The following is a 12,755-nucleotide window of genomic DNA, read 5'->3' as shown; positions in this document are numbered from 1 at the left end:
GAATAAACACCTATCAAGAATAAAAACCAAAAACAGGAGGCCAAGATGGTGGACAAAAAACTGGGTGGCGCTGGCTTGCGAGGCCAAGTCGCCGGTGAAACCCAATTGTGTACCGTGGGTCAGGAAGGCAGTGGTTTAACCTATCTGGGTTACGACATTCAGGCGCTTGCCGACGGCGCCGATTTCGAAGAAGTCGCTTACCTTTTGCAACATGGCGAACTGCCCAGCCGAACCGAACTCGACGATTATCTGGATCGCCTGGCCACCAAACGTGAATTGCCGCAAGCGTTACTCGACACCCTGGAGCGCATACCGGCCTCAGCGCATCCAATGGATGTGATGCGCACCGGGTGTTCCATGCTCGGCGTGCTGGAACCCGAGTTGAGTTTTGACGAGCAGGATGCGGCGATTGAACGAATGCTGGCGGCGTTTCCGGGCATTATTTGCTACTGGTTTCATTACAGTCACAGCGGCAAACGCATCGATACCGACAGCGGCGCCGAAAGTATTGCCGAACATTTTTTAACGCTGCTGCATCAAAAAGCGCCGCCGCTGAATCACATAAAAGTGATGCACGCATCGCTGATTTTATACGCCGAACATGAATTCAATGCGTCCACCTTCGCGGCCCGAGTTGCGGCCAGTACTCTTACCGATATTTACAGCGCGGTCACCGGTGCCATTGGTACCTTGCGTGGGCCGCTGCACGGCGGTGCCAACGAAGCGGCCATGGCGATGATCGACGGCTTTAAAAACCCGGACGACGCCGAGCAACAATTGCTCGCCATGCTGGCACGCAAAGACAAAATTATGGGCTTCGGTCACGCCGTTTATCGCACCAGCGATCCGCGCAATGCCGTCATTAAAAAGTGGGCGAAAAAACTCGCCGATGCCGATGGTGACAGCCGTCTTTATGACATCGCCGAACGCTGCGAATCGGTCATGTGGCGCGAAAAAGAACTCTTTCCCAACGCCGATTTTTTCCACGCCCCCGCCTACCACAGCCTGGGTATTCCGACACCGCTGTTCACGCCGATTTTCGTGATGGCGCGAACCAGCGGTTGGACGGCACACATTAAAGAGCAGCGCTCGAACAATCGCATCATTCGACCCAGCGCCGACTACGTCGGGCCGGACATTCGGGAATTTACGCCGCTTGAACGACGCTGAACGCTTGAGGGGAGACGCAAGATAGCTAAAGGCGAGCCCGGTGGTTTTTAGCGTCTCCCGTTTCCCGTCCAGCGTCTCCCGGTAACCCAACCCACCATTACAGGACCGACCACCCATGAGTGCCAACGTTGATACAAACAACCGTCCCGACTACGACAACGTACTTCAAGCCATCGCCGACTACGTGCTCGATACGGACATCACCAGCTTCGAAGCCTGGGACACCGCCCGCAATTGTTTAATGGATACGCTCGGCTGCGGTCTGCTGGCGTTGCGTTTTCCTGAGTGCACCAAACATCTGGGGCCGATTGTGGAAGGGACGGTAGTGCCGCATGGCGCGCGCGTGCCCGGAACGCAGTTGCGGCTCGACCCGGTAAAAGCGGCCTGGGACATCGGTGCCATTGTGCGCTGGCTTGATTACAACGACACCTGGCTGGCGGCTGAGTGGGGCCATCCGTCCGATAATCTCGGTGGCATTTTGGCGGTGGCCGATCATCTGTCGCAGCAAAAGGTCGCCCGCGGTGAAGCGCCGCTGACCATGGATGCTGTGCTCGAAGCCATGATCAAAGCGCACGAAATTCAGGGCGTGCTGGCGTTGGAAAATTCCTTTAACCGGGTCGGGCTTGATCACGTTTTATTGGTGAAGGTCGCGTCCACCGCGGTGGTTGCCAAACTGATGGGCGCTGACCGTGAACAATTGCTCAGCGCACTGTCGCACGCCTGGGTCGATGGTCAGGCTTTGCGCACTTATCGTCATGCACCGAACGCCGGTTCGCGTAAGAGCTGGGCGGCCGGTGATGCCACCAGTCGCGCGGTGCGTTTGGTCGATATCGCGCTGCGTGGCGAGATGGGGATTCCTGGCGCGTTGTCAGCACCGCAATGGGGTTTTTACGACGTACTGTTCAGCAAAACCAATAAAGATCAGCAGGTAAAACCCGAAGCCGATCGTTCGTTTAAATTCCAGCGCGACTACGGCAGTTACGTCATGGAAAACGTGTTGTTTAAAATCAGTTTCCCCGCGGAATTTCATGCGCAGACGGCCGCTGAAGCAGCGGTGACATTGCACCCACAGGTGAAAGATCGGATTGATGATATCGACCGCATTGTGATAACCACCCACGAATCAGCGATTCGCATTATTTCCAAAGTCGGCCCACTGGCAAACGCGGCCGACCGCGACCATTGTTTGCAATACATGGCGGCGGTGCCGTTGTTGTTTGGCAACCTGGTGGCTGAGCATTACGAAGACGAATTTCACGCGGCGCATCCGGAAATCGATCGGCTGCGTGACAAGATGGACATCGTTGAAGACAAACGTTACAGCGCCGAATACCACGAAGCCGATAAGCGTTCCATCGCCAACGCCATTCAGGTGTTCTTCACCGATGGCACGTCAACGGAGCAGGTGGCCGTGGAATACCCCATCGGCCATCGCCGTCGTCGTGAGCAGGGCATTCCATTACTGGAGCAAAAATTCCGCGCCAATCTGGCGACGCGTTTTCCGGCGGCTCGCGTGCAGCAGATTTTTGAACTGTGCACCGATGCTGAGCGACTGAAGCAAACGCCGGTGCATCAATTTATGGATCAGCTGGTGATCTGAACCGTTTTACGCAGGCGACCGTATCAAGTCCCTTCATTCTTGTTGCGGTTCGCCATGCGTCTTTCATTGATAAGCTTGTTCGTCGCCACCTTGGTGCTTTCTGGCTGCGGTTTGCCAGCACTGAATCTGATCACGCCGCACAGCGGATACGAGCGTGAAAAAGATCTCGCCTACGGGCCGTTGCCACGCCAGCGGCTCGACCTCTATCACCCCATTGATGCCCGCGCCGACGCGCCCATGCTGGTGTTTTTTTATGGCGGCGGCTGGAACAGCGGTGACAAAGAAGCCTACCGTTTTGTTGCCCAGGCGCTCGCTGAGGCGGGTTATGCCGTGGCGATTCCGGATTATCGGTTGTACCCGGAAGTCACCTTTCCGGCCTTTGTTGAAGACGGGGCTGCCGCGCTGGCGTGGCTGGAAAATCGGCTCGAGGACGATCAGTCCATGGTATTGATCGGCCATTCGGCCGGCGCTCATATTGCCGCCTTATTGGCGATGGATGAACGCTACGCGCAGACCGCGGGGTTTGATCGGCAACGCTTGCAAAGCTGGGTCGGTTTGTCGGGCCCGTACGATTTTTTGCCATTGACGGACGAGCTGTACATCAACATTTTCGGCGCCGCCGATGGCATTCCCGACAGTCAGCCGGTCACCTTTGCCAGCGCCGATGATCCACCGGCGTTATTGATCTACGGTAATGACGATGAGGTAGTGGGCGCGCGCAGTATCGATCAGTTAACGGCGCGTTTGCTGGCCGACGATGTGCCGGTGACGGCGCACCGTTATGACGGTGTGAATCACATTGATACGGTGGCGAGTTTTTCCGTGCGCTTGCGTGATCGCGCACCGGCCTTTGCCGATACGCTGGAATTTTTAGCCACTCAATAACCGGTCAGTTCCAGATAGCCCATCCCGCCGGGCGTGGCAGGGTTTTGCGACTGTGCCACCACCGGGCCTTCCCAATACGGAAACAACGTGGACAGCCAGCTGTCGGGTCGTAACGCGGTAATGCGCCAGCTGTGATTGCGATCTGGCAGGCGCAGCGTCCAATCCAGAGGCAGTGTTTTTTGCTCGCCCGTTGGCAGGGTGAGCGTTGTGAACGACTCGGCGGTTAATTCGATGGCACCGCGCTCGAGTGACTGCGACCGACCGTCGGCATCAACCCAGGTGCCGTTGATCCAGGGTTCGCCATTGTCGTTGCGCAGCTGGTACACCATCAGTGCGCTGCCATCGTTGAGGTGCAGCGAAAACCAGTCCCAGCCGGGCTGATTCGGCGCCAGTGGTTGCGAACTCCATTCGCGGTCTAGCCAGCCGGGACCACTCACAGTGAAGGTTTCGCCGTCGACGGTCAGTTCGCCATCGATCTGAATGTGCGGCTGGCTGTAATAATGACTGGCCTGGCCGAGATCGGATTTTTGGTGATAGCCGGCTTCGCCTTGCAGCACCCAGGGCGTGGTTGAATTCAGCGTGATGTCCAGGTTGATGGCGTCGAACGCCAGATCCAAGGTGCCAGGAAACAGCGAGCCTGCGGTGCCCGTCCATTGCCAGTCATCCAGCCAGGCGTTGAAGTCGCCCGTGTCGTTTAACGCCACGCCCGCCTGACCGATGCCGCCGCGTGCAAAGCGTTCAGCGTAGCGATGACCCGTAGGCGTCGACAGCGCCGCGTGCGCCATCCACACCTGCTTGCTGGCCCAGCCGCCGGGGTCGGCGTTGGGCGTCATCGCTTGGCGAAACAGTGTCCATTGCAAGCCCCACGACTCGCCATCGGCATCGGTCAGGTTGGCGGTTAAGTACCACCATTCGATGCGGAAATCCGGGTGCGGTAAATGGTCAGTCGGGAACTCGATGGCCGGGTTCGGCACCGCACGGGGGTAACCACTGGGGTCGGCGCGCAGCAGTTGGTAATCATCGGCAACGGCGTGGCTGATGAGCGCGATGATCAACAGACGGGCGTATCTCATGCGTCGTCTTCTCCCAGTTGTTTTAACGCCAGCGGCAACCGCCGCCGCACCTGCCACAGGCTGATCAGCAAGGTGAGTCCGAGCACCGCGGCGGTGAGGGCTGCCAGTCGCAGGGCCGGTGGCCATTGCCATTGCAACGGCATGGTCCAGCCGAAGGCGTGCACATTCAGGTCATGTACCAGCAGTGACGATAGCAAGGCGCCCAGTGGCAGCGCCGCCAGCCCGGTCAAGGCGACCAGCAGCGCCAGCGGCAGGGCGACGATGAGCAGCCATTCGCGGTAGCGCACCCCCAACGCGCGCCAATGAGCGTAATGCGACAGTCGCTGTTGATGCAGCGCCAGCAACGCCGCCAGCAACGCAATGCCCGCCACACTGAGCGTCAGACCGTTCATGGCGGTGGTGATGGCAAAGGTGCGATCAAAAATACGCAGTGACACGCGCTTGATGGTGTTTTGGTTGAGCCAATCGCCCGGTTGCGCGCCGGCGGCGAGCAGGGCGCTTTCGGCTTGTTGTTCGGCATCAGGGGCGTCGCTCAGCCACAGCGCCAAGCCTTCGGGTGACGCATTCGGCCACAGCCGTTCGACCGTGGCGTAGGGCAGATACAACTGAAAATAGGGGCTGCCGTAATCGTGGAAGAAACCGGCGATGCGGAACGCTTGTGGGCCTTGAGCGGTGTCGACCTGTACCCGGTCGCCCAATTCAACACCCGCCAGGTGGTGCACCTGTTCGTTGGCCAGCACCCAGTCGTTGTCGCCGTCGAACCAGTCTTGCAGATGTTCGTTGGCGTCGGCCAGGGGCAGTGCGCGGCTGTCAGGGGCGTTGGTGTTTAAGCCGCGTATCAGCGTCGGCCGACCGCTCCAGCGAATCTGTACGCCGTTGCGTTGATGACTGGCGACCAGCCAGGGCGCAGCGCCGTGATCGGTGAACGCCGCCAGTCGCAGGCTGTCGTCCTGAATGTACAGATCGGCCGCCAGTCGTTGATCGAGCCAGATGGTCAGTGCTGAGCGGAACGAGCCGACCAGTGTTTCCACCCCCAGGTTGGCTGTCAGCGCCAGCAGTAACGCCATCATCGCAACGCGCACCTGCGGCAATTGGGCCCAGGCGTCGCGCAGCGCCCAACGCAGTTTCCAGGCCGGCTCCGGCAGGCACCGCTCAACCAGTCGCAGCGCGCTGGCCAGCCAGACTGGTAGCACAAAAGCGGCTGCAAACAGCGAGAGTCCGAGTACCACAAAACCCTGCGTCACGGTGCTCATGCGGCTGTGCAGCATCAGCGCGGCGACAGCCAGTAGCAGACCAAACAGCGCCAGCCAGCGCCGGGCTTGGCGGTCGGCCGCCCAGTCGTCGCTGGCTGAACGCGCCTGGCGGATGTTCTGCTGCGCTTCGCGCCACAGCGGCCAGGCCAGCGCCAGTAACAAACCGACCAGCGTGATGCCCCAGGCCAGAAGAATGCGCGCCCAGCCCAGCTGAATATCGGTGCCTACCACGGCGCCATACAAGCTTTGCAGACTGGACGCGACCGGCGGCAGCAACAGCGTCGCCAACGCGCGGCCAGCGGCCAGACCGCCGAGCGTGCCGAGTGCACTCCACACCAGCGCTTCAAGCAGAACCGCAACGCTGAGCATCCGGCTCGAGGCGCCCAGTTCTCGCAGTGTATGGAGGGTTGGGCGACGCAGATGCAGGGCAAAGCGCACGGCGTTAAAGACGATAAAGAGACCGACGGCGAAGGCCAGCAAACTCATGGCGGTGAGGTGCGAATGCAAGCTGGCAGTGAGCTGGGTTAGATCGAGCCGCTGGCGGTTGTCGACCAATTGCAGATGATTGGGTAACGCACGGCGCAGGCGGTCGGTTTCTGCGCTACTGAGTTCACCCACGCCCAGATAGCTGAAGTGATCGCGTTGTAACACGGCCAGTGCTGCACCGATGTCCATAAAGAGACGGCGGCCTTGTTGCGGCTGTTGTTGCAGCGCTGCCGGTGGCAGTTGGCGGCCATCGTCCAGCATCAGAGTATCGCCGGGGCCGATGCCGAAATCGGCCGCTAAATCGGGCGGGTACCAGGTTTGATAGGGCGGTTGCACCAGGCTCGGCCAGTCGCCACCGCTGGCGCCAAGCGGCGATTCAGAACGCGGCAGCGCCAGTAAGTCGGTGGCGATCAGCCACAGCGGTTCGTCGTTTACCGCCAGCCGGGTTTCCAGTATGGGATAGAGTTGCGTGAAACCGTCACGGCGCAGCGCGATGTAATCGGCCGGATCGATGCCTGCGCCATCGCGGGCACGCACCCAGTGGCTGGCCTGAGCGCCGAGCAGTTGGTCGGCCTCGCTGTAGCTGGCGCGGGCGTGGTCGTTGATGATCTGCACCGCCGACCACAGCCCGACGCCCGTCACCAAGCCGATCGCCAAAAACAGCGTTTGCGCTATATGGCGGCGGTAATGGCTGAGCAGCGTCAGCAATACCCGTGTCAGAACCGACAGCAATCGCCTCATGCAGCGGTCTCAAGGCGGCCGTTGGTCAATTGCCAGCGTTCATCGAGATGCGCCGCCATAGCCGGGCTGTGGGTCACCATCAACAGACTGGCCCCGGCTTCGCGAACCAGTTCGGTGAGCAGCGCCATCACCGCAGCGCTGCTGCGCTCGTCGAGGTTGCCGGTTGGTTCGTCCGCCAGTACCAGAGCCGGGCGATGCAGCAGGGCACGCCCGATAGCGACACGCTGCTGCTGGCCGCCAGAGAGTTGATGCGGCAGCCGTTTCAGTAAGTCAGACAGGCCCAGACGCGCCACCAGATGATCGTAAAAATCGCCATCAAAACGTCCCGCCAGCCGCGCCTGCAAGGCGAGATTGTCGGCTACGGTGAGCGTGGGGACCAGATGGTAGTTCTGGAAAATCAGACTCAGTTTGTCGCGCCGCCAGGCGGCCCAGTCGGCGTCTTTGAAGGCGCTGGTGTCGGTGCCATCGAGCACGATGCGGCCGCTGTCGGCGCTGTCCAGACCGGCAATCAAATGCAGCAACGTGCTTTTGCCACTGCCGCTTTCGCCCAGCAGCGCCGCCGAACGGCCAGGCGCCAGACTGGTACTGAGACCGTCAAGCACGCGCACCGCGCCGTCAGCCTGTTGGAAGTGTTTGTGCACATCGGTGAGTTCAAGCATGGCGGGACCGGGCGAAAAACCAGACCCGATTCTAAAGGCCGGGCAACGTTTTCGGCCAGTGGTTGTAATAAAGTTAAGCGACGGACGACTCATACCTTAGTTGTTAAACGGAGACCGTCACTTGTCTGATTTCGATGCTCTGGTGCACCACAATCGCGGTCGGCTGTATCGGCTGAGTCGCGCCTACAGCGACAGTCCCGACGCGGCCGCCGATCTGCATCAGGAAATGCTGCTGCAACTGTGGCGTGCCTGGCCGGGTTTTGCCGGTCGTGCGCAGGCGTCGACCTGGCTGTATCGGGTGGCGCTGAACACCGCCATCAGTCAGTGGCGTTATCGGCCGGTTAGTACCGCCGATTATCAAGACCACGAACAGGCCAGTGCCGAACCGGGTCCGGACGTCGCCAGCGAACAGCAGCAGTTGCTGGAAGCAGTAAATAGGGCGTTGAAAACCTTCAACGAGGTCGACCGGGCATTAGTGCTGCTGTACCTGGAACAGTATTCCTACGCCGAGATGGCCGATGTGATTGGGCTGACTACGAATGCCGTCGGCGTCAAGTTAAACCGATTAAAACAGCGATTGAGCCAGATGCTTGAGGAGGGTGGGCAATGAACCTCGAAAACATCGCCCCGCTATGGCAAGACCAACCGTCCGATCTGGACGTGAATTTACAGCAGGTGCAGCAAGAAGGTGTGCGTCGCCAGCGTCAACTGTTTTGGCGCGATCTGCGAGAGTTGCTGGCAACGGCCTTGGTAGTACTGGGGTTTGGCGTGATTCTGGTCGTAGCAGACAATGGGCTGGCTCGTGTTGGCGCAGGCTTCACCTTGGTTGGTTGTGCGTTGACGTTTGGCCTGTTGCTGGGCGCGCGCCGTTTGGCGAGAACGCCGCCCGATGCCTCGTTACGCGAACAGTTGCAAGCCGAACTGACACAGCTGGATCGGCAAATCCTGCTGCTGCGCAAAGTGCTCTGGTGGTATTTGTTGCCGTTGCTCGGAGGGGCGATTTTGGTGTTTGCGGGGTTCAGCGGACAGTGGGGATGGTCGCTCGTTTATGCGTTGGCGGTGCTGGTATTCGGTGCCTGGGTTTGGTGGCTTAACCAGCGCGCCTGGCGCCGCAAACTAATGCCGCAACGCCAGCGCCTGGCTGAACTGATGGATCGATTGGACGCCGACGCTTAAAGCCAGATCGCCGCCGCACTGGCGGCCAGCGTCATGCACAGCAAAAACCATTTCAAGGCCGTCTGGCTCACATTCAGCGCCAGACGCACGCCGATTTGCGCACCGGCCATGGTGCCAATGCCGAGAATCAAACCCGGTACCCAGGCGACCAGGCCGTGGGCGATAAAGATCACCAGTGATACCGCCGTGAACGCACCGGCGCACAACAGTTTTAAGGCGTTGGCGCGCACCAGATCGTAACGCAGGCCACCGGCCAAGGCGGCGATCAGCAAGAAGCCGACACCGGCCTGTACGAAGCCGCCATAGACGCCGGTAAAGAACAAACCCAGCGCCGCCCAGGGCGTATCGCGAATGCGCTTGGGCTGCTCATCCGGGCCGGGAAAGATGGTGTTGGGTTTAACGATCATCACCACCGAGAGTGTAATCATCGTGCCCAGCAGTAAGGGTTTCAGCAGTGTGTTGGGCAAAAAGGACGCTACGGCCGCGCCCACCGCACCACCGAGCAGGGTCGGCACCAGAATCGGTACCATGTCCGTCCGCTCCAGCCGGTCGCTGTTATTGAATCCGCGCAGCCCGACCAGGCTTTGCAGCATCACACCAACGCGGTTGGTGGCGTTGGCCATGTCGGCCGGCAGGCCCATCACCATCAGTGCCGGAATGGTCAGGTTAGACCCGCCTCCAGCCAGTACATTGATGATGCCAGCGGCCAAGCCGGTGGCGAGGAGCAGTGTGATAAAGAAGGGCGTGAGTTCGAACATGGCAGGCTCTTATTATGATGTAAAAAAGAAGCAGCCTACTGAAATCGATGACGGATGGAAGCGCAACCAGAGTTTATTGATGCCGTCGCAGTGCTTCGGCCAGCGGCACTGCCAATGCCTGGTGGCGTTGGTGCAGAAACAAAAAGTATTGCGCCGTCAGTAACGACTGGTCACTGCAACGGACCAATTCAACACCCAGGGCCGGCACCAAGCCGGCCGCCTGGACCGGATTGGCGAAGGTGATGTCGAGCCGACCCGCCTGCAGCATCTGGATTAATGTGCGGATACTGGGTGCATAAAATAGCGTCAGTTGGTGACGAGCCGCTATTTGCTCAAAGTAGATAACGCCTTTAATGCCACCCAATTGCAGCCGCTGCTGCTGACGGTAGCGCTCGCAGGTGGCTTCATCGATGGCGTAGGCATAGTGTTCTTCGCTGACCAGCGGTTCCTCTACCCGGACGGCAAAGTCTCGGCCCGCCAGATAAGCCGGAAGGATCAGAAATAAGCCGTCGACCACGCCGCTTTGCAGTAACTGAATACGACGCGCGAAAGGGGCGTCGACCCAGTTGGGCCGATAACCGAGTTCTGCCAGTGCCTGCCTCACTCGCTGCTGTTGAAGTGGGTAAATGGCGGCCACTTCCGGATTGATGGCCAGGTCCAGGCCGCGTTCTTCGGCTTGGCTAATCAGCGTCACACTGAGCAAAAGTATCGCAATCCAGCGTCGGTACATGTCCGCCTCCCTTGGCAGAAGTCGTCAGTATAGTGGGTCTTTTTAAAGCTGCTCACGAGGCTGGGTGACCTGATATAAGGTTAAAAAATAACCATCAGTAAAGTTTTTTCGGCAGGGAATTTACCGATTAAATAGACTGCTTCGCCTGAATTTTTGGAGCTGTCATGACCCTGTTAACCGACCCTGCTGCGTCGTTCGGCTTTAGTTTGGAACGCGTGGTGTTAGAACGAACCGGCCAACGAGTGCTCAATGAGGTGACGTTGGAGGTGAACCAGGCCCGCGTCGGTTTGATCGGCAATAACGGTTCCGGTAAGTCGTCGCTGGTGCGGCTGTTAAATGGTCTGCTCAAACCGACGTCCGGCGAGGTGCGGGTGAATGGCCGAAATCCGGCGGACGGGCCCGAAGCGATAGCGGGGCAGGTGGGGTTTATTTTTCAGAACCCGGACCACCAGATTATTTTCCCCACCGTGCTCGAAGAAGTGGCTTTTGGTTTGCGCAATCTGGGTCGCAGCCGCAAAGCCGCGCAGGCCGAAGCGCTGGCGTTTCTTGAGACGCAAGGCCGCGCCGACTGGGCACAGCGTCCGGTGCATTCGCTCTCGGAAGGGCAAAAGCAGTTGGTGTGCATCTTTGCAGTGCTGGTGATGCAGCCGAAACTCATTGTCCTCGACGAACCCTTTTCCGCGCTCGATTACCCAACCCGCTTGCACGTGCTGAACTGGCTGCACCAGTTGCCGCAGCAATTGCTGATGATCAGCCACGAGCTGGACTGCCTGGATGGTTTTGACCGACTGATCTGGCTCGACAATGGCCAGGTGCGGGGAGACGGCGAACCGGCGCGCATTCTGGACGCCTATCGTCAGGCCAGTTTGGCCGGGGTGACGCTGTGATCAGTCTCTATATGGCCGGGCGCAGCCCGCTGCATCGGCTGCCGGCGGGCGTGAAGCTGGCGGCTTTGATGGCGATCAGTATAGCGCTTTACCCGGTGGACCAGCCGCTGTGGTTGCTGCCGGTGTTGCTGCTTACCATCGCCGGCTACGCCACTTTGGGGCCGGGCGGCTTGCAGCGGCTCACGCTGGTGAAACCGGTGTTGCCGTTTCTGCTGCTGATTCTGGTGTTTCAGACCTGGACGCAAGGCTGGGCCGCCGGGCTCGTGATGCTGCAACGTATTCTGGTCATGGTGCTGCTGGCCAATCTGGTCACGCTGACGACCTCGATGGACGCCATGATGGCCGCGGTGATGCCGCTGTTGCGACCGTTGCGCTGGGTCGGTGTCGCACCGCATCGCATTGCCTTTGCGGTGGCGCTGCTGGTGCGCTTTGTACCGGTGCTGATGGCGCTGACCGCCAGCCTGCTCGAAGCCTGGCGCGCGCGCGGCGGTGGTCGTCGCCAATGGCGCTTGGCGGTGCCGCTGCTGATCAACGCCATTCGACTATCCGATCACGTCGCCGAGGCGCTGGCTGCGCGCGGCGGCATTCCGAACGATTCAACACACTAAACGGAGAACCCTCATGAAAGAGCACGCGTTAAAGGAACAGGGCCTGGTGCAAATCGCGCTCTACGCCGCACTGATTGCCGCCCTCGGTCTGATTCCGCCAGTGCCGTTTTTATCCGGCATTCCCATCACCGCCCAGTCACTGGGTGTCATGCTCGCCGGGGTGATGCTCGGCCCGTTGCGCGGTTTTCTGGCCGTGGTGTTGTTGCTCTTTGTGGTGGCACTCGGTGCCCCGCTGCTGGCCGGGGGTCGTGGTGGTTTGGCGGTGTTCGTCGGCCCGACCGCGGGCTTTGCCATTGGCTGGGCGTTTGCTGCGCTGGCGACCGGCTGGGTGACGCAGCAACTGCAACGTCTGAACCTGGCGGTAGCGGCTGGCATCGGCGCTTTTGTCGGCGGCATTCTGGTGCTCTACGTTTTCGGTATTCTGGGTTTTATGCTGATCACCGACAACGGTTTGCTGCGCTCAACGCAGATTATGATGGTTTATATTCCCGGTGATCTGGTGAAGGTGGTGATTACTGGCTTGGTGGCACAGGCGGTTTATAAGGGCTTGCCGGGGGCTGTGGCGACTCGGGTGGTTTGAATGGTGAGGTTAATGGTCCGCACCTGACAGCGGCGCCTTTTTAGGCGACACGCTGTAAATCCATCCCTGGACGCTCGGCGATGGCCCGATGAGTCGGAGCATTCCTGGCCATCGACGGTCACCTGAAAAGGTTCCACTGCCAGGTACTC

The 12,755-nt window shown here is 59.8% G+C and carries 13 protein-coding genes; 8 read left to right on the top strand and 5 right to left on the bottom strand.

The window, feature by feature from the left end; genetic code table 11:
- Positions 1-45: 45 nt before the first annotated feature.
- The 3 genes from prpC to BGP77_RS17030 all read left to right on the top strand — a co-directional run bounded on the left by prpC (position 46) and on the right by BGP77_RS17030 (position 3,655).
- Positions 46-1,170 carry a 2-methylcitrate synthase gene (gene prpC / locus BGP77_RS17040; protein WP_108165896.1) on the top strand — a complete coding sequence of 375 codons (1,125 nt, stop codon included), beginning with the start codon at positions 46-48 and terminating at the stop codon, positions 1,168-1,170.
- Between the two features lie 115 nt (positions 1,171-1,285).
- Entirely contained in the window at positions 1,286-2,770 is a 1,485-nt protein-coding gene (gene prpD / locus BGP77_RS17035) for a 2-methylcitrate dehydratase (RefSeq protein ID WP_108165895.1), read from the top strand.
- 66 nt (positions 2,771-2,836) lie between these two features.
- Positions 2,837-3,655, top strand: a complete 819-nt coding sequence (locus BGP77_RS17030; RefSeq protein WP_158269417.1) for an alpha/beta hydrolase — start codon at positions 2,837-2,839, stop codon at positions 3,653-3,655.
- On the opposite strand, the gene BGP77_RS17025 is transcribed toward BGP77_RS17030, so the two are convergent.
- From BGP77_RS17025 to BGP77_RS17015, 3 genes are read right to left on the bottom strand one after another with little or no spacing between them, the layout of a single operon-like run.
- Complete coding sequence (locus BGP77_RS17025; RefSeq protein WP_108165893.1) at positions 3,649-4,728, bottom strand: lipocalin-like domain-containing protein; 1,080 nt, start codon at positions 4,726-4,728, stop codon at positions 3,649-3,651. The two genes, BGP77_RS17030 and BGP77_RS17025, sit on opposite strands and share 7 nt — an antisense overlap.
- Entirely contained in the window at positions 4,725-7,208 is a 2,484-nt protein-coding gene (locus BGP77_RS17020) for an ABC transporter permease (protein WP_108165892.1), read from the bottom strand. The genes BGP77_RS17025 and BGP77_RS17020 overlap by 4 nt, the downstream gene beginning before the upstream one ends.
- Entirely contained in the window at positions 7,205-7,867 is a 663-nt protein-coding gene (locus tag BGP77_RS17015; RefSeq protein WP_108165891.1) for an ABC transporter ATP-binding protein, read from the bottom strand. Before BGP77_RS17015 ends, BGP77_RS17020 begins: the two co-directional genes overlap by 4 nt.
- Positions 7,868-7,988: 121 nt before the next feature.
- Here BGP77_RS17015 and BGP77_RS17010 point away from each other — a divergent pair, with 121 nt between their 5' ends.
- Positions 7,989-8,477 carry an RNA polymerase sigma factor gene (locus BGP77_RS17010; RefSeq protein WP_158269416.1) on the top strand — a complete coding sequence of 163 codons (489 nt, stop codon included), beginning with the start codon at positions 7,989-7,991 and terminating at the stop codon, positions 8,475-8,477.
- A complete protein-coding gene (locus tag BGP77_RS17005) occupies positions 8,474-9,043 on the top strand; it encodes a hypothetical protein (protein WP_108165889.1) in 570 nt (189 codons plus the stop codon). Before BGP77_RS17010 ends, BGP77_RS17005 begins: the two co-directional genes overlap by 4 nt.
- Here the strand turns inward: BGP77_RS17005 and BGP77_RS17000 are convergent.
- Together BGP77_RS17000 and BGP77_RS16995 are read right to left on the bottom strand one after the other, a co-directional pair.
- A complete protein-coding gene (locus BGP77_RS17000; protein ID WP_108165888.1) occupies positions 9,040-9,801 on the bottom strand; it encodes a sulfite exporter TauE/SafE family protein in 762 nt (253 codons plus the stop codon). The two genes, BGP77_RS17005 and BGP77_RS17000, sit on opposite strands and share 4 nt — an antisense overlap.
- Before the next feature lie 73 nt (positions 9,802-9,874).
- Positions 9,875-10,531: a hypothetical protein gene (locus BGP77_RS16995; RefSeq protein WP_108165887.1), complete on the bottom strand. Its 657-nt coding sequence runs from the start codon at positions 10,529-10,531 to the stop codon at positions 9,875-9,877.
- Positions 10,532-10,695: 164 nt separating this feature from the next.
- Between BGP77_RS16995 and BGP77_RS16990 the strand changes: the two genes are divergently transcribed.
- From BGP77_RS16990 to BGP77_RS16980, 3 genes are read left to right on the top strand one after another with little or no spacing between them, the layout of a single operon-like run.
- Positions 10,696-11,418, top strand: a complete 723-nt coding sequence (locus tag BGP77_RS16990) for an energy-coupling factor ABC transporter ATP-binding protein (protein WP_108165886.1) — start codon at positions 10,696-10,698, stop codon at positions 11,416-11,418.
- Positions 11,415-12,026 (top strand): energy-coupling factor transporter transmembrane protein EcfT, encoded by a 612-nt coding sequence (locus BGP77_RS16985; protein WP_108165885.1) that lies wholly within the window; start codon positions 11,415-11,417, stop codon positions 12,024-12,026. The genes BGP77_RS16990 and BGP77_RS16985 overlap by 4 nt, the downstream gene beginning before the upstream one ends.
- Before the next feature lie 13 nt (positions 12,027-12,039).
- Positions 12,040-12,606, top strand: a complete 567-nt coding sequence (locus BGP77_RS16980) for a biotin transporter BioY (RefSeq protein WP_108165884.1) — start codon at positions 12,040-12,042, stop codon at positions 12,604-12,606.
- Positions 12,607-12,755 lie beyond the last annotated feature (149 nt).

Origin of the sequence: Saccharospirillum sp. MSK14-1 (assembly GCF_003054965.1) — a bacterium.
In the GTDB taxonomy this organism is placed as follows: domain Bacteria; phylum Pseudomonadota; class Gammaproteobacteria; order Pseudomonadales; family Natronospirillaceae; genus Saccharospirillum.
This window is presented reverse-complemented; position numbering and strand designations above follow the sequence as displayed.

Bases quoted from the DNA above. Each gene is read 5' to 3' on its own strand.
- prpC (WP_108165896.1), top strand. From the start codon at position 46: ATGGTGGACAAAAAACTGGGTGGCGCTGGCTTGCGAGGCCAAGTCGCC.
- prpD (WP_108165895.1), top strand. From the start codon at position 1,286: ATGAGTGCCAACGTTGATACAAACAACCGTCCCGACTACGACAACGTA.
- BGP77_RS17025 (WP_108165893.1), bottom strand. From the start codon at position 4,728: ATGAGATACGCCCGTCTGTTGATCATCGCGCTCATCAGCCACGCCGTT.
- BGP77_RS17020 (WP_108165892.1), bottom strand. From the start codon at position 7,208: ATGAGGCGATTGCTGTCGGTTCTGACACGGGTATTGCTGACGCTGCTC.
- BGP77_RS17015 (WP_108165891.1), bottom strand. From the start codon at position 7,867: ATGCTTGAACTCACCGATGTGCACAAACACTTCCAACAGGCTGACGGC.
- BGP77_RS17005 (WP_108165889.1), top strand. From the start codon at position 8,474: ATGAACCTCGAAAACATCGCCCCGCTATGGCAAGACCAACCGTCCGAT.
- BGP77_RS17000 (WP_108165888.1), bottom strand. From the start codon at position 9,801: ATGTTCGAACTCACGCCCTTCTTTATCACACTGCTCCTCGCCACCGGC.
- BGP77_RS16995 (WP_108165887.1), bottom strand. From the start codon at position 10,531: ATGTACCGACGCTGGATTGCGATACTTTTGCTCAGTGTGACGCTGATT.
- BGP77_RS16990 (WP_108165886.1), top strand. From the start codon at position 10,696: ATGACCCTGTTAACCGACCCTGCTGCGTCGTTCGGCTTTAGTTTGGAA.
- BGP77_RS16980 (WP_108165884.1), top strand. From the start codon at position 12,040: ATGAAAGAGCACGCGTTAAAGGAACAGGGCCTGGTGCAAATCGCGCTC.